The organism is Alkalihalobacillus sp. NPDC127517, from assembly GCF_050276055.1.
Lineage (GTDB): Bacteria > Bacillota > Bacilli > Bacillales > Bacillaceae_D > Alkalicoccobacillus.
In genome coordinates this window covers 87,211-107,972 of sequence record NZ_JBNNQX010000006.1, presented here as the reverse complement: position 1 = coordinate 107,972, position 20,762 = coordinate 87,211, and the positions used below count along the sequence as shown (strand labels likewise).

Here is a 20,762-nt window from a genome sequence, read left to right as displayed (position 1 = left end):
TCCTCTCATGACTCATCGTGGGTGATGGAATGTTTCGAAAATTGATTAGAAATAGCTTTAGTACTTCTATTTATATGATTAAACATCATGTCTTTCGTAAGGCTTGAGTTTCTCTCATGAAGAGCGGCAAGCAAGTGCTTGTGATCGGTTATTGTTTTTGTTTTAACCTCATTGCTATATGGCATCAAGTCAAGGGCTGGATTAATGCGTGTACGTATTTTTCGAATGGCATTTTCAAGATACGAATTGCCTGAAGCTTGACCTAATATAAGATGAAACTTTACATCAAGTGATCGAAACTCTTCACGTTCAATCAACTGATGTTGACTTTGATCCAAAATAAGCTGAAGGGAATCTAATTCTTCGTCCGTTATTTTCAAAGCGGCGAGTCTTGCTGCTTCAGGCTCAATAATAGAACGATACTCAAAAACGTCTATTAAATCTTTCCATGAAGATTCAATGACAGAACTCGATCGATGATTTGATTGCTTTGTAGTGGGGAGGACAAACGTTCCACCTTTTGCACCTAATCTTTTTTCAATTAATCCTTGTTGTTCAAGTGCAGCCAATGCTTCTCTTAGAACTAGGCGACTGCAGTTAAATAATGTAGAAAGCTCTCTCTCAGAGGGTAGCTGCTCATTTGAAAGGAATTCTTTTAAGATAATGGCTTCTTCTAGCTGTTCATAGATGAAATCGCTCACTTTTTTTGATTGCACTTGTTTTAAAGAAAGTTTGTAAATAAAAGATTCCCCCCTTGGGTTGTATAAGGTCTAAACCTTATACCTTTAAATCTAGAATTTTAATAATTCGTACAGGAATACACGGCTTTAATAAGAAGATCCTAGCATAGGGGAGATTTTACTGTCAACTTAAGAATTAAGTTTCTTTCCTTAATACATTGACAAATCTATCTTCCACAAATCCATGATTTCTTGATTAAAATTTACTATAATAGATTGTGTAAGTTGGATATTACATCCAACCACTAGTTCTTGAGCAATGGTTAGAAGGGAGTTAACCATGAAGAAATATCAATTAAAATTACAAGAAAAGATTGAAATAACCTTAGATCATTGGGAGGCGCAACATACTGTCTCCTACGATGAATTGTACCGATTTTTACATTCAATTGCAGGTACAGGCTCGTCAATTGGCTTACCGCAGCATTCAGCTGAAGCGAGGGTTTTGCTCGAATCGCTTCCTGCTGATAAAGAAGAGTGGACTTACGAAGAGATTGTTCTCTATTTAAAAAATACAGTATTAGTTGAAAAAAAGAGTAACGAGTCTGTGGGTTTACAGGCGGACCCATCTCTTGTTTTAATCATCTCAGAGGATGGAAGCTACTTGGCTTATCTTAAGAATAGTCTCGAAGAACAGGGATTTATGGTAACTGGGGCAATTAGTGTTGAAAAAGGAAATCAGTTTTTTAATGATCAGAAGCCTGAGTGTGTCATTCTCGTTGATCCAAAAAAATTGGCTGTTCATTCTACTGAATTACATTCTCTTTCTCAAAAAATGGGTTCAGAGATTGTTCCGGTAATCGTTTTAAGTGAAGAAAGCTCTTTAGATGTGCAAAATGAGGCGTACAAACAAGGTATAACGGACTATTTTGTGAAACCTGTTCATACTACTGAATTGTCTGTACGCATTCAAAACAGAATTAAGCTTCGTAGTATTTTTGAACGCTCTCTTATGTATGATGATTTAACTGGAGTGTTTAATAGAAGGTACTTAAGACTTGAAGGAACAAGACAGCTTGAGTTGTTTCATCGCTATGATACGATTTTTTCACTTGTCCTACTAGATTTAGATTTCTTTAAGAAGATCAATGATACATATGGGCACTTGGTAGGAGATGACGTATTAAAAGGATTTGCAGACTTCTTAACGAGCAGAAAAAGAGTAGGAGACTTAGTTATTCGTCTCGGGGGAGAAGAGTTTGTTCTACTGCTTCCAAACACTAATAAATATCAAGCATTTCAAATGGTCGAACGGTTTAGGATTGAATTTCAAGAGCTGCTATTCACAAGTAAAGAGATTACATTTCATGTAACGGTTTCAGCAGGGATTTCTGAAGTTGCTAAAGATATTAGCAAAATAGAAGAACTTAGCGACAAGGCAGATAAAGCTCTTTATGCCGCAAAACGTGCTGGTCGAAACAAAGCGCTAATCTACAATCCTTCCGAGGCTTACGAAGTAGAACAACTTGTAACAATTTGTATTGTTGATGATAACGAGGTTGTTAGAGATGTCGTGGAGGACGAGCTTCTAAAAATTGTGGTTCAAGGGTCTATTTTCAGGATTTTAACATTTAAAAATGGAGAAGACTTTCTAGAATCAGATTGGTATCAGCCAAGGCAAAAGTTCTTAATTGTGCTTGATCGCATGATGCCCAAGGTGGATGGTTTAGAAGTGCTTACTCATATTCGATTGAACTTTCCTGAGTTAGATATTCTTGTAGTTATGCTTACTGGCAAATCAAATGAAGTGGAAATTGTACAAGCACTTAACGCAGGAGCCGATGATTATATTATAAAACCATTTAAGCCAGAAGAGCTACGCGCTCGAATTCAACGCTTGTTACAGCGAACTTTATTATAGAGAACTGGAAAGAGGAGATTACATGAAAAAAGTACTTGTTGCTGATGATGAAGAAGTACTAAGAATGTTAATTACGGATACACTGGAAGATTTGGACCTTGAAGTACATGAAGCAAGCGATGGCCAGGAGGCGTTAGATCTTGTCCATGAGCATGACTTTGACCTTCTCGTGTTAGATTATATGATGCCAGAGCGCACTGGCCTTGAAGTCATTGAACACGTTCGATCACTCGAAGGGAAACGTGACGTACTAATCTTAATGCTCACGGCAAAAAGTCAGCAAGCTGACCAAGAAGAGATTTTGAAAAAAGGGGCTAACTTTTTCTTAGCCAAACCGTTTAGTCCAAATGCATTAGTTGAACGGGTACAGGAGATTTTAGGATGAACGACTATTTCAAAAAGAGTTTAAATCGTCAGCTTGTTTCATTTATGGCGATTATTATGCTCGTTATCACGATTATTGGTTCAACCTTTGTTTATTATGTGAGCGTGATTCAAAGTAACTATATTGCGGAAAGAGAGGTCCTTATTTATAAGCAGGATCTCGCATTTCAAATTGATAACAGTGCAAATCAGATGTTTATTCATTTAAGAGGATATTTTGCTTTTCAATCGACCTCAGAATTTTCATCTTTACTGACACAAATGGAATCTGTAAACGAAACAATAGATGAATTTAATCAGCTAACACTTGAACCAGATGAGTCTCTTTTTATTGATTCTGTCGAAGAGTTGATCAGCCAAGTTGAAGGCTATATTCCGCAAGCGGTAGAACTTATTAATAACGGAAATGTCGAGGAAGTTCAAGCGACAGGTGTATCTGATGGAGGTGAACTCGTAAATGAATTAACGAGTTTGACCGCAGCCAATCTTAAACAAACAAACGACAAACTCGCAGACCTTAGTTCTGAATATACCGTAGCAAATAGTACGATTCTTTGGTTAATCTTTGGATTGATTATTATTTTTATCGCTACCTTGTTTCTAATTCTTAGACGAATCTTCACGAAAATTGGGAATCCTCTTCAGGATCTAACACTAGCGAGTGAACAATTGGCAGCAGGGAAGGAAGTTCATCTAATAGAAATAGACCGAAATGATGAAGTGGGTATTCTTTCTAGGACGTTTAATGGGATGGTGCTAACATTACAGGAAAAAGAAGAAGAGCTTGTAGCCCAAAATGAAGAACTGATTAGTCAGCAGGAAGAGCTAGAAGAACAGCAGGAAAAGCTCAGATTTGCTTTTGAGGAAACAGAGATGATTCGTCACGTCCTTGAAAAATACAATCGCTTTAATCACACCATTTCCGTTACATTAAATGAACAAGAGCTTCTGGACGAAATCATTGACCATATGGGTACATTGTATCCAGTTGAACGGATAGGGTTTGTCTCGTTACAAGGTAAAAAACGATCTGCAAAACGTGGGATCAGTGACAAAGTAGTGAATGAGCTAACCACACATTTTCAAGATGGGCTTGGCGTATTATTAAATGAAAAAAAGTCTTGTCATCAGGTCAAACGTAAATCCTCTAAATATGAACAGGGTATTGCTGAAGAACCTGTTGATGTATTTGATTTATATGTGCCAGTCTATTCTTCTACAAAAGACCTAATGGCGGTATTTTGTTGTACGCGAATTGGCTCTGACTTCTCATTTAAAGAACAAAAAGAACTCGAAGGGGTTATGGGTCATATCTCTATAGCAATTGAACGGGTCATGCTATACGAGCAAACAGAGTATGATCGACAATTAAATCAAGATATCATTGATAATGTAAATGAAGGTATTCAATTCATTGATGGTGATGGTGCATTGCTTCGTTCAAATAAACTGTTTCGTGAAATGTTTCAATTCAACTTACATTCAGATGCTGAATGTAATAGTTATCAAACGTGGCAAAAAGAGTCTTTAAAATGCGTTGAACAGACTGAAGAGCTGGCTTCGTTTTTTGATCAAGTGCTCTGTGCCGATACTGATGAAGTCTTAACAACCAGATACAAATTATCAGATGGAAAAACGATGATGGAAGTATATGCAGAACCTGTTTACAGTGACGATACAAGAAAAGGAACGATTATTGTTCACCGTGATATTACAAAAGAATACGAAGTGGATCAAATGAAGTCCGAGCTCGTCAGTACGGTAAGCCACGAGCTGCGCACGCCGCTGTCAAGTATACTCGGGTTCACCGAATTAATGATTGATCGAGAGTTAAAACCGGCAAGACAAGAAAAATACTTACGCACGATTCATAAAGAAACCAATCGATTAACAAATTTAATTAATGATTTCCTAGATCTACAGCGGATGGAATCAAACGTTCAATCCTATAACAAAACGTCTTTTAATGTAAAAGAATTAGTGATCGAAGTTATATCAAAATATGAACCGATGTATAACGATCATCAGTTTATCATTCGTGATTTAGCGAATCAAACCTTTATATGGGCTGATCCAAATCGAATGGAACAGGTTCTAGTTAATTTGGTAAGTAACGCGGTTAAGTTTTCTCCAAATGGCGGCCACGTGGAAGTAGTGATGCTAAATAAGGGAACAGATTTACACATTCACATTAATGATGAAGGACTCGGCATTCCGGAATCTGAGATTGATAAGCTGTTTACAAAATTTCATCGGATTGATAACAGTGATCGAAGAAAGATTGGTGGCACCGGCTTAGGCTTACCGATCGTTAAAGAAATTATGGAAGCGCACGGTGGGAGCATATCTGTGAAATCAGATTTAGGTGTTGGTAGTACATTTATCTTAGCCCTTCCCTACGACAGCCAGGAGTCACTGTTACCCATTTCTTCAATCATTGATGACCAGGATGATCGATACCGAGTCGCTATTTTAGAGGATGATCAAAGTCTTGCGCTATTATTAGCAGAAGAGCTTAAGCAAAGTGGATTTGAGGTTCATCATTACCTTAATCCAACCGTTGCCCTTCATCGAATAAGAAAGCAGCAAATTGATGCGGTTGTTGTTGATTTAATGCTTGGAGAAGGAATGGATGGATGGGACTTTATTAAAGCCCTAAAGCAATTTGACGAAACCCAAAATGTGCCTGTGTTTATTTCATCTGCATTAAACGAAGTGAGGGAAAAAGCAGAAGAATTTGGAGTGAGTAAATACCTCACAAAGCCTTATCCACCGCAGGAATTATCACAGATTATTAAAAAAACCTTATCAAGTGATAAAAAAATAGGCCAAATTGTTATGCCAGAGGAGTAAAAAGGTTTATGATATAGAAGAAGAGGGAATTTTGAAGGCATGCTCTTGCATGTCTTTTTATATAACTAAATCTTAATCACTAATCATATGGACAGGGTGAACTCTAAATGGCAAAACATATAGCAATAGTTGGCGCAGGTCCAGGTGGATTAGCTTGTGCTATGCTTCTCTCTGGTAGAGGATACAAAGTGGATGTATATGAAAAACATCCTTATGTGGGTGGACGTACATCTGCGTTGAAGAAAGATGGCTTTACATTTGACCGAGGTCCTACATTCTTAAGCATGCCTTACATACTTGAAGAATTATTTGACTCTGTGGGACGTAAGCTGGATGATTACCTTGATTTAATAAAGGTAGAGCCAATGTATGAATTGCGATTTGAGGATTTGGTCTTTAGTCCCTCTCAAGATTCAAAGAAGACATTTAATCAAATCAAGACACTCTTCCCTGGAGACGAAGAAGGCTATGAGCGATTTATGACAGATACAAGAAGAAAGATGGCGGCACTTCTTCCTGTTTTACAAAACCGGCATGGATCAATCCTTGACTATGCGAGGTGGCGTACGTTAAAAGCACTGCCTGAGTTATCTTTAAACCAATCATTATATGAAGTGTTAGATTCTTATTTTAATGATGAGCGGTTAAAGCTATCTTTTACATTTCAATCGAAGTATCTAGGCATGTCTCCATGGGAATGCCCAGGTGCGTTTAGTATTCTATCATACATGGAGCATGAATATGGTGTTTGGCACCCTCGCGGTGGATTAAACCAAATCTCTGAAGCGATGGCAGCAGTCGTTAGAGAGCATGGGGGGACGCTCTATTTAAACACTCCAATTCAACAGATTCTAACGAAGAATAAAAAGGTGTACGGGCTTCAATTATCGAATGGAGAAGAACGCCATTATGATGAAGTTGTCATTAATGCTGACTTTGCATATGCAATGACTGAACTATTAAATAAATCTAATCTTAAATCGTATTCAAAAGAAAAACTAGATAAAAAGAAATACTCTTGTTCATCCTTTATGATTTATGTGGGGTTAGACAAACAATACGATCAGGCACATCATACAGTTGTGTTCTCAAAGGATTATAAGAAGAACGTGGAAGAAATTACAAAAACAAAGACGCTATCGGCTGACCCTTCAATTTACATCCAAAACCCGATTGTGACGGATTCAAGCTTGGCACCTAAGGGACAATCAGGTGTTTATATTCTTGCACCTGTGCCAAATAACTTTAGTTTATTAGACTGGGAAAATCATAAGATTGAATTTAGAGATTTAATCTATTCAATTATTGAAGAGCGAACTGAATTTAAGAACCTTCGTGATCATATTGTGTTTGAAGAACTATTAACCCCGGATGATTGGCAAAAGCAACATCATGTTTATCAAGGGGCGACATTTAATTTGGCCCATAACTTAGGTCAAATGATGTACTTTAGACCGCATAACAAGTTCCAAAGTTTGAAGAATTGCTGGTTAGTTGGTGGAGGTACTCACCCTGGAAGTGGGCTGCCAACCATTTTTGAGTCTGCGAGAATTACAGCTAACTCGATTATGGAACACGATAAAAAGGGGTTGGTTCAACGATGAAAACCATCATTGTTGGTGGAGGAATTGGTGGTCTCATCACAGCTCTTTACTTATCAAATCGCGGTGAAGAGGTCGTCATTCTTGAGAAAGATACGAAACTTGGAGGTCGTCTCGCTCTCATCGAGCGAGATGGATTTAAAATGGATAAGGGTCCTACTATTGTTTTATTACCTGATATCATTCGTACCATTCTCGAAGAAGTGGGAGTGAATCCAAATCAAATAGAAATGGTTCGCGTTGATCCCCTTTACTCCTTAACGTATTCAGACAATACCACCTTCTTAAAGTGGAGTGATAAAGAAGAACAGTTGGCTGAGATTAATCGCGTGTTTCCAGGTGAGGAACAATCTTTTATTCATTATATGGAGACGATGAATACTCGGTTTAATTTAGGGAAATCTGTCTTTTTGGATCGCCACTTTATGAATAAGCGTGACTTTTTTAGTTTTACATCATTAGCAGCTCTCGTGAAATTAAAAGCGTATCAGTCAGTAGAGAAGCAAACTGCACACTTTTTTAAGGACAAACGACTGCAAGAGGCGTTTTCACTGCAAACTCTTTATATAGGTGGAGCACCATCCACGTCGCCAGCTCTGTATTCACTCGTGTCATTTAGTGAGCATTATCATGGCATCTGGTATATCAAAGGCGGTTATGGCAGTCTCGTTCCTATCCTTGAACAGGAGCTGCGTAAGCGTGGAGTAGAGATTCACTTGAATACAGGTGTGGATCAAATCGAAGAGAAAAACAACCTCGTCCATGCGGTCTACTCAAATGAAAAACGCTTTAGCGCTGATCGATTTGTGATGAATGGAGAAGTACCACTCATGCAAACGTTGTTTCCTGAAAAGAAAGCGAAAAAGCAATCGTATGTGTCATCTTCTTCATGCCTATTGCTCTATTTTGGCTTAGATACGATCTATGAAGAGGCTAATGTACATCAGTTTTACATGTCTCGAGATTTTAATCAGAACATGAAAGAGATTTTTGTTGATAAAAAAATCCCTTCAAATCCATCACTTTATGCTTTCCATCCATCTAAAATTGATGAGTCTCTAGCACCTGCTGGAAAAGGTGTGCTGTACGTATTAGTGCCGGTGCCATCAGGTTCATCTGTTAATTGGGAGCAGATCAATGAATTTGTGGACATGTGTGTTGATACGTTGGAATCATGGCATTTTCCCAATTTACGAGAACATATAGAGTGGATGGACGTGCGTACTCCGAAACATGCTGAAGCAGAGGGACTTTACCAAGGTGGTAGCTTTGGCTTAGCTCCTGTTCTAAGGCAGTCTGGTGTGTTCAGGCCGCAGATCAAACCATTTGGTCGCGATAACGTCTATGCCGTTGGTGCTTCTATTCATCCAGGTGGAGGAATTCCTATCGTGATGCAAGGAGCAAAACTGTTATCTGATTATCTGGAGGAAGAAACAGATTCAGTTACTAGGAAGGAGAATACAATTTGAGAAAGCTAGAAGAAGCCTATGAGGATTGTCATCGCATCATTAATCGCCACTCTAAAACCTTTGCGAAGGCATTTAGCTTATTACCTGCTTCTAAAAGAAAAGCGGTCTGGGCCATTTATGCTTATTGTCGTAGTGTAGATGATATTGTAGACGAGGGCGCTAATCCCCATATGGAATTAGCGCAGTTTGAAGACCATTTTCGTTTGTTTTTACGCAATGAATTATCACTACATGATTCAATGTGGTTAGCTCTAAATGATGTGTTTAAACGGTTTGAAATAAATCAGCAAGCATTTGAAGATATGATTAAAGGTCAAAAGATGGATCTTTTCAAAAATCGTTATCAAACGATGGTCGAAGTAGAAGAATACTCTTATTATGTTGCTGGGACGGTTGGTCTTATGCTGCTTCCTGTATTGGCTCCAAACAATCATAAACATCTTGTAGAAGGTGGAAAAGCTTTAGGGACAGCTATGCAAATTACAAATATTTTGCGGGACATCGGAGAGGACATTGAGCGAGATCGAATCTATTTACCAAGTGATCTAATGTTGCAATATGGAGTGACAGAAGAACAAATTAAACTAGGTCAAGTAACAGAAGATTTCATTCAACTTTGGGAGCATATGGCCACACGTGCTGAAGAATTATATAGTATTGCACTTGAGAGTATTGAACATTATCCTTTAGACGCCCGTCTACCGGTAAAAGGTGCGGCGTTTATGTATCGAGCCATCTTAAATTCAGTTAGACGCAATCATTATCAAGTTTTTACCACACGTTCTTTTATTACACAAGAAGAGAAAAAAGAAATTTTGGCGCAATTATAGGATAGAGTAAAGCAAAAAGCGAGGATTCTGTTATAGAATCACTCGCTTTTTGCTTTACTCTCAAGCTTGTTCTTTATGAATCAAGCTGGCCACATTTAATCCACTTAAAACAACCATAGGTGACCCCCCGCCTGGGTGAGTAGACCCACCAACAAAATATAGATTACGTACGTCTTTCGCCCGGTTTGCAGGTCGCAAGAATGCATTCTTTTTTGTATTAGCGGACACGCCATATAACGCTCCTTTATAGGCGTAATAATCGCTTTGGATTTGCTCTGGTGAGATGACTTGCTCATGACTAATATGAGGAACAAGATCAAGGTTGTAGGTAGACTTTAACACATGATATATATGCTGCTTGTACGCTTTATAATCTATTGGTGTACCTTGGTCTTTAATGGCAGGTGCATTCACAAGAATAAATAGATTATCTCCATCAGGTGAGGCATTTCGGTCCGTATAAGACGAATTGCAGATATAGATGGTAGGATGTTCACTTAATGTTTGTGTATCAAAAAGGTCTTCAAACTCAGACAGATACTCTTCACTAAAATACACTTGATGATGGATGAGGCTCGGTAAACGCTTGTTTAAGGCTACTAGAATCACAAATGCAGAGATAGAAGGTTCTAGCTGGTCACGCTTTTGATTAGAAAAGGATGGACGATCTTTCTCTGCGACTAGCTCAGGATATACCTGCAACAAATCGCCATTCATAATCAATTGATCACATGAAACATGCGAGCCGTCTGCCAGTTCTACACCCGTTGCTTTCTTATTAGATACTTGAATTCGAATGACTTCTTTATTCGAGTAGAGCTCTACACCTAATTCTTCTGCTCTCTTAACAAAACCCTCAGCAATACGCGGATTCCCGCCTTCGACATAGTAGATTCCTTGAATCAATTCTAAATATGCAATCATTGAGAAGGTTGCTGGTGACAGGTAAGGCGAGGAACCAATATATGTTGCATATCGATTAAACATTTGTACAACCTTATCATTTGTAAAATAACGACGATGAAACGTATCTAATGTTGTGAACGGGTGGACCTTTAGTAATGCCCTAGATAGTGAAGGGGAGAGATAGTCCTTCCAGCTAGCAAATGTACGTGGAAAGAAATACTCTTTTGACAACGTATAAAGCCTTGAAATATCTCTTAAATAACGATCGTACGATTGGGCTGGGATGCCAAATGAAGCTAGATTTTGTTTCATCCATTCTTGATCTGCCGTCATATCAAGATGTGTACCATCTGTGAAATAATTACGAGTGTGCGTATCGAGGCGCTTGAACGTAAAATAGTCTTTAGGGTCGGCTCCAGATTCCCGAATCACTCGATCAAATACTTCAGGCATTGTGATCGTATTGGGTCCAAAATCAAAGGAAGCGGTTCCAAGCTGGTATCTTCTCATCTTCCCGCCAAAGTGCGCATTTTTCTCAAACAGCTTTACTTGAAAGCCTTTCTTTGCAAGTGAAATCGCTGAACTTAATCCTGCTAATCCCCCGCCAATAATAACAACTGTTTTCATGAATAGGTACGTCCTTTCCAGGTGAAGCCTGATTTACTCCATGCAAGCGCCATAGACCGCATAAGAATGAGAATAAATGCAATCGCTGAAAAAGGCATGAGTAGCCAAATCCAGTTTCTTTGATTCGCTAGTTGATCAATTAAAAACCGTATCCCTAAACTTATGAGTAGGGGGAGAGCGTAGTACCATGCATGAGTAAAAGCCAGACCCGCAAGGACTAAGGGAGATATAAAAAGAACACTATACAAACAAATGATACAAACTGCTAACAGGTAAGAACGACCGATGCCCGGAAATGCATTTTTTGAAAAGCCCTGCCAGACATCTCGATTTCGGTGGTACATATAACAGGTTACATGATCTGTAACGTTTGCTAGGCAAGCTTTAGCACCCGACTTTTTAATGGCTCTTGCCAAATGAACATCTTCTACGAGAGAATGTTTAACCGATTTGTGTCCGCCAATCGAGCGGTAGGTCATGGTTTCAAACAACATGAAGCTACCATGAGCTGCACTCGCTGTTACGTGAGATGTTCGGTTTGCTAGATATAATGGCAGGTGCAAATAAATAAGCACATGCTGCATAGGAACGAGAAGCTTAGCAAGAAGTCCAGTTACCGGGAATCTTGGAAAGCCTGTTAACAGACCAGATCCTTGATTCTTCATGAGGGCAATAGACTGCTCGATTGTATCTGGAGCAAGTCTGACATCGGCGTCTAAAAAGAGCAAGTAGGCACCTTTTGCTTGCTGACTTAACTGATGACAGGCGTGGACCTTACCAACCCACCCAGCTGGAAGGTCCTTTCCTGTCATTAAACGAACTGTAGATAAATGATTCGATTCCTGACGGATAAGCTCACCAGTTAAGTCTGTTGACTGATCATCTAAAAAGATACATTCAACGTTTGGATACGTTAAGGCTGACAAATTTTGAATGAGATCCACTACATTTGTTTCTTCGTCTCTCATTGGGACTAAGATACTTACCAATGGCTTCTCTTCAATAACTGGTTGGTGAGAGAGCCTTGGCATAAAGAATTGGTTACAAAAAACCCAAATAAAGAGCAAGCTCAGTAACGCTATCAGACAATAGACAAGAACAGTCATGATTTTGAACCTGATAAGGTATTAAACCAGTCACTAACAGAGCGGTTTCCTGAGAGGAGAACCGTGTAATCAGAGGTATCCTCACGTGCAATGTTGTCTCGTTGTTGATTCAGTTGAGTAGTCATCGTTTCTTCAAGCAAGGTAGTCACTTCCTGACGAGATCGTTTCGTAAATGAGTGAGAATGGATAGGTGAGCTAATCTCAATATAGAGTCTTGGCTTCTGCTCATGAGACATCATGTAGTAATAGGTAATGGTATAAATCGTCACCTTTTTGTCCTTGGTAGCTAAATGTGCGGATCCTGTTTTAAACTCGAGTGGCCTTTTCTCCAATGGCTGCTCCGCTCCTTGTGGAAACATCCAGACAGCTTTGTGATTATGCAATTTCGCTTTTGCATAGGAAAGTGTTTCTACAATGGAACGGGGCTTTTCCACATCAACAGAGAAGGCACCAATTCGCTTGAAAAATGGGAATTCCCTCATGCCTTTTTCACTCATCATCGCATAGCTATCATACGGGCAAACCGTTTGAGTGAGATAAAAGGTAATTAAACCATCCCACCAGCTCGAATGATTAGCTAGTATGAGTACTCCAGCGTCTTCTTGATGAAACGTACCTTTAATCGATATGCTTGAAAAAGAGCGCTTTAAAAGCCAAAATGTGTTATACAAATGAAAGGTCTTACTAAAAAATGCACTTTTTTGCGCTTTAATCATGAGATTATGATTCCTTCCACTTGTTGTATCCAATGACTAATGGAATGCTTAAAAGCATGGATATAAGAACAGCTAACCATAATTGATGAGTGATGGCTAAAATAACAAACATCATTAGAACCATTACATAGAGCCAAACCATTCGAGGCTCCCAATATGTATCTTTGAAGCCTGTCCATTTTCCAACCAATTGGAGTGTTATATAAACAACTGTATGTAAGATAAAGGCTAAAACAAACCAACCAAAGAAATTTGAAAATGGAATATCGTAATAAAATCCTCCGGCTGCCCATATCCAATACTCTTTCACTTGAAACGCAACAGGATCAAGAACAATGTCCATAATCACCGCGGCTGTTGAGCCAAGAACAGTGTATGTAAGCCATTCCACCCATTTGTTTTCAATTCTCCATGTATAAGCCCGGGCAATCACATGGGTTGTCGAGATAACCATTAACCATGCCGCTCCAATCGTGAAAGGCACCTCAAACAAAATCAAACCAAAGTCAGGATTATAAAAGTAATCACCAAAAAGGATGCCGTAGTGTACACCAACGCCCTCAACTATAAAGGTGATGATCACAATTAAAATGGATAAAGCCGTTCCGAGGATCCTTCCGTATTGTTTAATTAGAAAGATTGCACCGAGTACTCCGGTTAATACTAGAAACACAGTATTTGCCCATTCGAGGCTTGGTGGTAGGATATCAAACGTAAGAAGAATCACACCACATATGTACCAAAAAACAAAAAAACGAAAAATATACCGATCAAAGTTCTCTAACATGACAACCCTCCAGAAATTCTCTAAACTATATGTAGACACTATGCTCATTGTACAATGAGCGGAGGAGGAATGGCTATGAATAAGCGTGTAGTACTCGTGACAGGGGCTGGAAATGGCATCGGGGCCGAAGTAGCGCTTGCTTTTGCAAAACAAGGCGATCAAGTCATTATTTCGGATGTGATCGCGGAAGATGCAGAGCGTACGTTAAAAAAGATACGTGAAGCTAGTGGGGAAGCCATCGTGATTGCCTGTGATGTCTCTCGGGGAGATCAGGTAAAACGGATGATGGAGCGAATCGAAGACACCTATGGGCGCTTAGATGTATGTATTAATAGTGCAGGTATTTCTAAGTGGAAGTCACCACTTGAGTTAGAAGAAGATGAATGGGATAAAGTGATGAATACAAATGCAAAAGGAACATTCTTATGTAGTAAAGAAGCAGCAAAGCTGATGGGAAAAGGGGGAAGTGGAGGGTCTATTATTAATATGGCTTCAACAAGAGCGGCGATGAGTGAGCCTAACTCCGAAGCATACGCTGCATCAAAAGGCGCTATTGTCTCATTAACACATGCACTTGCTGCTTCCTTGCAAGATCAGCATATCCAAGTAAACAGCATCAGTCCTGGTTGGATCCATACAGGTGATGTAAGTGAACTAAGAGATGTAGATCATTCGCAGCATTTTTCAAAAAGAGTTGGAGAACCTTCAGATGTTGCACGTCTATGTTTATTTTTAACAGATCCGAGAAATAAATTTATTACCGGTGAAAATGTAACGATTGACGGTGGAATGTCGAAAAAAATGATCTATGAGCACTAAAAAGAGGTTTGATCTTACCTGCCTAGGGTAAAGTAATTAGGAAGAGGTGTAACGATGAGCACTGAACAAGAAAAGCAACAAACAAAAGATCAAGTAATGGGGCAGCTTGAACAAGTAATCGATCCTGAACTTGGGATTGATATCGTAAATTTGGGGCTTGTTTATGAGATTAAACTAGATGAAGAGAATAACGTTACAGTTGTGATGACACTGACCGCGATGGGGTGTCCACTAGCTGGAGAAATTCATCGTTCAGTGAAAGAAGCATTAAGCGAATTAACGGAAATTGGAGATATTGGAGAGGTAGAGGTGGATATTGTTTGGAATCCGCCTTGGTCTAAGAGTATGATGTCACGATACGCCAAGATTGCACTAGGAGTACATGAATCATAGGATAAAGAAACCCCTACCAATACCAAGGTAGGGGTTTCTTTATGAATTATTCAGGTTTTGGAACGTGTTTGAAGATTTCGCCGCTTTCAAAGAAATCAATTAACTCATCCAGCCATTGGTAATAATTCATCCACTGTTTTGTTTCGTGTAACCATAGGTTTAGTTCTTGTTCGGTGTACTCGGTTAACTGATCGTTTTCTTCTAGTTCTTTATGGATCTGATTAGCCAAACGTTTGCCAATCATTTTATTTTTTTGAATAACCTTCTGCCAATTAGAGGTGAAAAGTGAGATGAAGGTTTGATAATAATCTTCTTCGACATTATACAAATCTTTTCTGACGCCTTTTTCGTATACCTTGCTGGCGATATTTAAGTCAATCATTTCGCGTACGACTTGACTCATTCTTGTTTTGCTCATACCGGTTTCCGTAGACAACTCTTCAAGCGTCATTGGTTTACGGTTTGTGTAAATTACTCCAAGTACCCTGCCAACTGTTGCAGACACACCGTATGTCCGCATGTTATCAGCAATACCCTCAATATATTGTTCTTCGATTTTTTGTAAGAATTCAGAAGAAGCCCCTTTCATGTCCTGCGCACCTCATTCACTTATTGTCAGAGATAATGTACCATATTTTTTTCTTGAAAAGAAGTCTCAAATTTAAAAAGTTCCAAATTAATCCTTTATAAACTTTTTGTAAACTTTTTATTGTAGATAGTTTATAATGAAACCTGTTAATTTATTCGGAGGTGCAGAAAATGCTGCGTATGGAAAATGTGACCAAAACCTATAAAGGTGGAAAGAAAGCTGTAAACAACGTATCAATGGATATCAAAAAAGGAGAGTTCATTTGCATCATTGGCCCAAGTGGCTGTGGTAAAACAACCACTATGAAAATGATTAACCGATTAATTGAACCTTCAAACGGCAAAATTTATATTAATGATGAAGATTTGTTGACGCAGGATGCTGTAAAGCTTCGTAGGAAGATTGGATATGTGATTCAACAAATTGGTTTATTTCCTCACATGACGATTGAAGAAAACATTACATTGGTTCCTCGTTTACTAAAATGGACTTCAAGTAAGAAATCAAAACGAGCAGAGGAATTATTATCATTAGTAGATATGCCTAAAGAGTATCTGAACAGATATCCACATGAACTAAGTGGAGGTCAACAGCAGCGTATTGGAGTGTTACGTGCCTTGGCAGCAAATCCGCCACTTATTTTAATGGACGAGCCATTTGGTGCACTTGATCCAATTACAAGGGATTCTTTACAGGAAGAATTTAAGCGACTACAGCGTTCGTTAGATAAAACCATTGTATTTGTCACACACGATATGGATGAAGCGATTAAGCTAGCTGATCGAATCGTTATTATGAAGGATGGAGAAATTGTCCAAATGGATTCGCCAGAAGAAATTTTAAGGAATCCAGCTAATGAGTTTGTCGAAGACTTTATTGGTAGAGAACGTCTATTACAAGGACGACCAAATGTACAAACCATTGCCCAGGTCATGAGTAAACATCCAATCTCTATAAGTGGCAAACAAACACCGGCAAGTGCCCTAAAACGGATGAAGCAATCACGAGTAGACTCACTCCTTGTAACGGACGAGGCGGGTGTTCTAAAGGGATACATTGATCTTGAGTCGATCGATCGCAATCGTTCATTGGAATCCATTGACTCCTTAGTAAAACCAAGTCTTCATAAGGTTCAAGAAGATGCCTTGATTCGGGACACGATTCACCGTTTGTTAAAACGCGGTGTGAGTTATTCTCCCGTTGTAAACAACCAAGATATACTTGTGGGCATCGTAACTCGAGCAAGCTTAGTTGATATGGTGTATGACTCCATCTGGGGAGAAGATGAAGGTGTGGCAGTTGGAGGAGTAACTCATGAATGAGCTGATTGAATTTCTACAAGCAAATGGAAACGAACTTCTTATTAAAACGTGGGAACATATTTATATTTCTTACTTAGCTGTGTTACTTGGAATTTTAGTCGCCATTCCTTTAGGTATTGCATTAACTCGTGTACCAAAACTCGCTCAATGGGTAATTGGTACTGTGAGTGTTCTGCAAACCATTCCGAGTCTTGCTATCCTAGCCTTTTTTATTCCTTTTTTAGGAGTGGGAACTGTACCCGCAGTCGTTGCCTTGTTCTTATACTCTGTTTTACCAATTCTGCGAAACACATACACAAGTGTAAAAGAGGTTGATCCAAACCTAATAGAGGCTGGCAAGGGAATGGGGATGACCACCTGGGAGCGGGTAAAGGGAATTGAATTGCCTCTCGCGTCTCCTGTCATCATGTCAGGCATTCGTGTGTCCTCGGTGTATTTAATTGGTTGGGCTGCTCTCGCATCGTTTATAGGAGCTGGAGGCTTAGGTGATTTTATTTTTAGTGGGTTAAACCTTTACGATCCGTCGTTTATCATAGCTGGAGCTGTGCCTGTAACCATCCTAGCTTTATTAACGGATGTGATTTTTGGAAAAATAGAAAAAACTGTTACACCAAAAGGGATTGAAACTCATGAGAAAACCGTGTAACAGAAGGAGATGTTCATCATGCTAAAAATAAAATCAATGGTTGCTATCCCATTACTAGCAACTGTCCTAACCGGCTGTTCCTTGCCAGGTTTAAGCGGACCGGCAAGTGGAACAGTAAAAATCGGTGCGGTCAATACGACAGAGTCAATGATTGTTGGAAACCTGATCAAAGAGCTGATTGAAGAAGAAACCGATTTAAAAGTGGAAATGATCAATAATTTAGGTTCTTCCATCGTGATGCATCAAGCCATGCTGAATGGAGATGTAGATATTTCAGCTACTCGCTATACGGGAACAGATATAGCCGGTGCATTAAATTTGGAACCAGTGATGGATCCTGAACTTGCCCTTGAAGTCGTACAAGAGGAGTTTCCAGAAAGATATGATCAAGTTTGGTTTGATTCGTATGGATTTGCGAATTCATATGCTATTACGGTGACGAATGACATGGCGAGTCAGGAGAATTTAGAGAAAGTCAGTGATCTGGAGGATCAGGCCGATGAACTTCGAGTTGGCGTAGATGGATCTTGGATAAACCGTGCCGGAGATGGATATGAAGGATTCCAAGAAACGTATTTTGGATTTGAAAATATTTCTCCCATGCAAATTGGATTAGTGTATGACGCAGTTGAAAGCGGACGTATGGATGCCGTTCTAGCCTATACAACGGATGGACGAATTGCTGCATACGATTTGAAAATTCTTGAAGATGATCGTCAGTTCTTTCCACCTTATGATGCGTCCATGGTTGTAGATAACGAGCTTTTAAGAGAACATCCGGAGCTTGAAGCAATCTTAAATCGACTAGTTGGAACTATCGATACAGAAAAAATGCAGGAATTAAATTACGAGTCCGATTTCTTTATGAAAGAACCAGCTGTTGTTGCAAGAGAATTTTTAGATGAGAATCAGTTTTTTGCTGAGGGGGTTGATTAAATGGACATCATACAAGATTTAATTCTTTATTACTCTCAGAATGGCGGGTATGTATGGACCGAATTTTATCGTCATTTTCTGATGTCGGCGTATGGGGTGTTCTTTGCTGCACTTGTTGCTATACCCCTTGGCATTTTGATTGCTCGTTATAGTAAGCTTAGTGGTGCGGTCTTAACCATTACAAATGTAATTCAAACGATCCCAGCCCTTGCGATGCTAGCTGTTTTAATGCTTGTATTGGGTTTAGGAGCTAATACAGTTGTGTTAGCGTTGTTTCTATATTCGTTGCTACCTATTTTACGAAATACGTATATCGGTATTAAAAATGTCGATCGTTCACTCGTGGAATCAGGGAGAGCAATGGGCATGACAAGGTGGCAGCTGTTGTATATGCTTGAATTGCCGCTTGCGTTGTCTGTCATTACCGCAGGCTTGCGGACAGCCTTAGTTTTTTCAATTGGAATTACAACGATTGGAACGTTTATAGGAGCTGGTGGACTTGGCGATATTGTCATTAGAGGAACAAATGCCACAGATGGAGCAGCAATCATTTTAGCTGGTGCAATTCCAACTGCGCTCATGGCGATTTTAGCTGACGTATTGATGGGATGGATCGAACGAATTCTTTCCCCGACAACGAAACAACAAAAGCAAACAAATCCAGTTTAAATAGAACAAGACCTCAACTGACATGAACACTAGTCAGTGAGGTCTTTTTTTACACAGAGATAGTTGACTTAGTAGCTGTAAGCTGAGCCAACGATCACTAGAAGAATGAATAGAACAACGATAAACGCAAAACCATTTTCAAATCCGCCCATTGTCAACACTCCTTTATTGTAGCCTACTCTATACTATGTAGGTGGATAAAAAGAGCGTGGGCGCTTTTGCCCATTTATCTTATAACCGCGTATCATTAGGCAAGGACTGATTGATATAGTAAACTAAGGTAGTATGTTATTCTAGTAACTAGTTAATTGAAGGGGAGTGTTCTTAATGTTAAAAAAATTGTTTGGGTTAGACAAAAGTGAAGATCAACAATCAACAACGGAAGAGGCTCCAACAGAAGAAACGGTTTTTGCTGTCGCAAATGGAACATTGGTTGCACTGGAAGAGGTGCCAGATCCGACATTTTCTCAGAAAATGATTGGTGAGGGGGCAGCTATTGAGCCGACGGATGGTCAAGTGGTTGCGCCTCTTGCAGGAGAGATCATTCAAGTCTTTCCAACCGGTCATGCGGTCGGCATACGTACAAGTGGTGGTGCTGAGCTTCTGATCCATATTGGTCTTGAAACCGTTAATATGGACGGGGAAGGGTTCACAGCTCATGTAAAAGCAGGAGATCGTGTTGAAGTTGGTACACTTCTAGTGGAGTATGATCTCGAGCTTGTAAAAGAAAAAGCAACAAGCACCCTTATTCCAGTTGTTGTAACAAATCACGAAGATTTAAGTGGTGTGCAGTCTGAGACTTCAGGCGTTTGCGAGGCAGGATCTAGTGCGCATTTAACCATTAAATACAAGGGTTAAAATCTTCACGTAGAATCCATATAAACATGCTAGTGTTTCTTCATCTTTCCTGTTACACTACGATAGTTGTATGTATTAAGAAAGGGTGTTGGCATGTCAGCTTTACTCGTTTTTATTGTCCAGCTTCTTTATGTTCCTATTCTAACCATTAGAACCATTATGATGGTTAAAGGGATGAAGGAACGTGCGGCAGCTATGGGCGCACTGGAAGGTATTATTTATGTAATAGCCTTAGGAATAGTATTTAGTGATTTAAGTAACTATTATAATATGATTGCCTATGCTTTAGGCTTCGCTGTTGGTCTTTATATCGGAGCAATTATTGAAGAGAAGCTGGCAATTGGATATCTAACATTTGAGGTAAATATTCCAACAAGAAATCAAGAGTTGATTGACAGGTTAAGAGAAGTAGGATTCAGTGTTTCTTCTTCAGCTGTAGAAGGTATGACATCTACTCGTTATCAGCTAGACTGTACAGCGAGACGAGATCGAGAGAAGGAATTTATACGTGTGGTTACGGAATATGAACCAGCTGCGTTTATTGTTTCCTTTGAACCGCGAAGCTTTAAAGGTGGCTACATTACAAAAGCAATGAAGCGTCGCCGCGAGAAGTATTTGAAAAAGAAGAAAAACGCTGAACAATCATAACC

Annotated in this window: 21 protein-coding genes; 14 read left to right on the top strand and 7 right to left on the bottom strand. The window is 39.3% G+C overall.

Translation table 11 applies throughout. The features are described from left to right. Window positions 1-5: 5 nt before the first annotated feature. Window positions 6-701: a FadR/GntR family transcriptional regulator gene (locus ACQKKO_RS09580; RefSeq protein WP_498646585.1), complete on the bottom strand. Its 696-nt coding sequence runs from the start codon at window positions 699-701 to the stop codon at window positions 6-8. A 319-nt stretch (window positions 702-1,020) separates the two neighbouring features. Here ACQKKO_RS09580 and ACQKKO_RS09575 point away from each other — a divergent pair, with 319 nt between their 5' ends. The 6 genes from ACQKKO_RS09575 to ACQKKO_RS09550 all read left to right on the top strand — a co-directional run bounded on the left by ACQKKO_RS09575 (window position 1,021) and on the right by ACQKKO_RS09550 (window position 9,738). Next, on the top strand, window positions 1,021-2,601 hold the full coding sequence (locus ACQKKO_RS09575) for a GGDEF domain-containing response regulator (RefSeq protein ID WP_498646583.1): 1,581 nt from the start codon (window positions 1,021-1,023) through the stop codon (window positions 2,599-2,601). A 22-nt stretch (window positions 2,602-2,623) separates the two neighbouring features. Further along, window positions 2,624-2,986 (top strand): response regulator, encoded by a 363-nt coding sequence (locus ACQKKO_RS09570; protein ID WP_498646581.1) that lies wholly within the window; start codon window positions 2,624-2,626, stop codon window positions 2,984-2,986. Continuing rightward, a complete protein-coding gene (locus ACQKKO_RS09565; protein ID WP_498646580.1) occupies window positions 2,983-5,838 on the top strand; it encodes an ATP-binding protein in 2,856 nt (951 codons plus the stop codon). The genes ACQKKO_RS09570 and ACQKKO_RS09565 overlap by 4 nt, the downstream gene beginning before the upstream one ends. A gap of 107 nt (window positions 5,839-5,945) precedes the next feature. Then, window positions 5,946-7,442, top strand: coding sequence for a phytoene desaturase family protein (locus ACQKKO_RS09560; RefSeq protein ID WP_498646579.1), 1,497 nt, complete (start codon window positions 5,946-5,948; stop codon window positions 7,440-7,442). After that, complete coding sequence (locus tag ACQKKO_RS09555) at window positions 7,439-8,908, top strand: phytoene desaturase family protein (protein WP_498646577.1); 1,470 nt, start codon at window positions 7,439-7,441, stop codon at window positions 8,906-8,908. The genes ACQKKO_RS09560 and ACQKKO_RS09555 overlap by 4 nt, the downstream gene beginning before the upstream one ends. Beyond that, window positions 8,905-9,738 (top strand): phytoene/squalene synthase family protein, encoded by an 834-nt coding sequence (locus ACQKKO_RS09550; protein WP_498646575.1) that lies wholly within the window; start codon window positions 8,905-8,907, stop codon window positions 9,736-9,738. The genes ACQKKO_RS09555 and ACQKKO_RS09550 overlap by 4 nt, the downstream gene beginning before the upstream one ends. A 60-nt stretch (window positions 9,739-9,798) precedes the next feature. On the opposite strand, the gene ACQKKO_RS09545 is transcribed toward ACQKKO_RS09550, so the two are convergent. Genes ACQKKO_RS09545 through ACQKKO_RS09530 form a run of 4 tightly spaced genes read right to left on the bottom strand, consistent with a single transcriptional unit; the run spans window position 9,799 to window position 13,880 of the window. Further along, a complete protein-coding gene (locus tag ACQKKO_RS09545) occupies window positions 9,799-11,271 on the bottom strand; it encodes a phytoene desaturase family protein (RefSeq protein ID WP_498646573.1) in 1,473 nt (490 codons plus the stop codon). Next, the gene (locus ACQKKO_RS09540) at window positions 11,268-12,377 is read right to left on the bottom strand and encodes a glycosyltransferase family 2 protein (protein ID WP_498646571.1); all 1,110 of its coding nucleotides are present in this window, start codon (window positions 12,375-12,377) and stop codon (window positions 11,268-11,270) included. Before ACQKKO_RS09540 ends, ACQKKO_RS09545 begins: the two co-directional genes overlap by 4 nt. Then, window positions 12,374-13,093: a lysophospholipid acyltransferase family protein gene (locus tag ACQKKO_RS09535; RefSeq protein ID WP_498646569.1), complete on the bottom strand. Its 720-nt coding sequence runs from the start codon at window positions 13,091-13,093 to the stop codon at window positions 12,374-12,376. Before ACQKKO_RS09535 ends, ACQKKO_RS09540 begins: the two co-directional genes overlap by 4 nt. Window positions 13,094-13,097: 4 nt before the next feature. After that, entirely contained in the window at window positions 13,098-13,880 is a 783-nt protein-coding gene (locus tag ACQKKO_RS09530; RefSeq protein ID WP_498646567.1) for a carotenoid biosynthesis protein, read from the bottom strand. Window positions 13,881-13,949: 69 nt separating this feature from the next. Here ACQKKO_RS09530 and ACQKKO_RS09525 point away from each other — a divergent pair, with 69 nt between their 5' ends. Next, window positions 13,950-14,699, top strand: a complete 750-nt coding sequence (locus ACQKKO_RS09525; RefSeq protein ID WP_498646565.1) for an SDR family NAD(P)-dependent oxidoreductase — start codon at window positions 13,950-13,952, stop codon at window positions 14,697-14,699. A gap of 54 nt (window positions 14,700-14,753) precedes the next feature. Continuing rightward, window positions 14,754-15,092 carry a metal-sulfur cluster assembly factor gene (locus tag ACQKKO_RS09520; RefSeq protein WP_498646563.1) on the top strand — a complete coding sequence of 113 codons (339 nt, stop codon included), beginning with the start codon at window positions 14,754-14,756 and terminating at the stop codon, window positions 15,090-15,092. Window positions 15,093-15,138: 46 nt separating this feature from the next. On the opposite strand, the gene ACQKKO_RS09515 is transcribed toward ACQKKO_RS09520, so the two are convergent. Continuing rightward, window positions 15,139-15,681, bottom strand: coding sequence for a GbsR/MarR family transcriptional regulator (locus ACQKKO_RS09515; protein WP_498646561.1), 543 nt, complete (start codon window positions 15,679-15,681; stop codon window positions 15,139-15,141). A gap of 170 nt (window positions 15,682-15,851) precedes the next feature. Between ACQKKO_RS09515 and ACQKKO_RS09510 the strand changes: the two genes are divergently transcribed. Genes ACQKKO_RS09510 through ACQKKO_RS09495 form a run of 4 tightly spaced genes read left to right on the top strand, consistent with a single transcriptional unit; the run spans window position 15,852 to window position 19,254 of the window. Further along, complete coding sequence (locus ACQKKO_RS09510; RefSeq protein WP_498646559.1) at window positions 15,852-17,003, top strand: ABC transporter ATP-binding protein; 1,152 nt, start codon at window positions 15,852-15,854, stop codon at window positions 17,001-17,003. Continuing rightward, a complete protein-coding gene (locus tag ACQKKO_RS09505) occupies window positions 16,996-17,649 on the top strand; it encodes an ABC transporter permease (RefSeq protein WP_498646557.1) in 654 nt (217 codons plus the stop codon). The genes ACQKKO_RS09510 and ACQKKO_RS09505 overlap by 8 nt, the downstream gene beginning before the upstream one ends. 18 nt (window positions 17,650-17,667) lie before the next feature. After that, window positions 17,668-18,585, top strand: a complete 918-nt coding sequence (locus ACQKKO_RS09500) for an osmoprotectant ABC transporter substrate-binding protein (protein WP_498646555.1) — start codon at window positions 17,668-17,670, stop codon at window positions 18,583-18,585. After that, on the top strand, window positions 18,586-19,254 hold the full coding sequence (locus tag ACQKKO_RS09495; protein ID WP_498646553.1) for an ABC transporter permease: 669 nt from the start codon (window positions 18,586-18,588) through the stop codon (window positions 19,252-19,254). Between the two features lie 68 nt (window positions 19,255-19,322). Here the strand turns inward: ACQKKO_RS09495 and ACQKKO_RS09490 are convergent, their stop codons facing one another. Continuing rightward, complete coding sequence (locus ACQKKO_RS09490) at window positions 19,323-19,406, bottom strand: YjcZ family sporulation protein (RefSeq protein ID WP_498646914.1); 84 nt, start codon at window positions 19,404-19,406, stop codon at window positions 19,323-19,325. A gap of 175 nt (window positions 19,407-19,581) precedes the next feature. Here ACQKKO_RS09490 and ACQKKO_RS09485 point away from each other — a divergent pair, with 175 nt between their 5' ends. Continuing rightward, complete coding sequence (locus ACQKKO_RS09485) at window positions 19,582-20,112, top strand: PTS sugar transporter subunit IIA (protein WP_498646551.1); 531 nt, start codon at window positions 19,582-19,584, stop codon at window positions 20,110-20,112. A gap of 93 nt (window positions 20,113-20,205) precedes the next feature. Then, complete coding sequence (locus ACQKKO_RS09480) at window positions 20,206-20,760, top strand: DUF2179 domain-containing protein (RefSeq protein ID WP_498646549.1); 555 nt, start codon at window positions 20,206-20,208, stop codon at window positions 20,758-20,760. Window positions 20,761-20,762 lie beyond the last annotated feature (2 nt).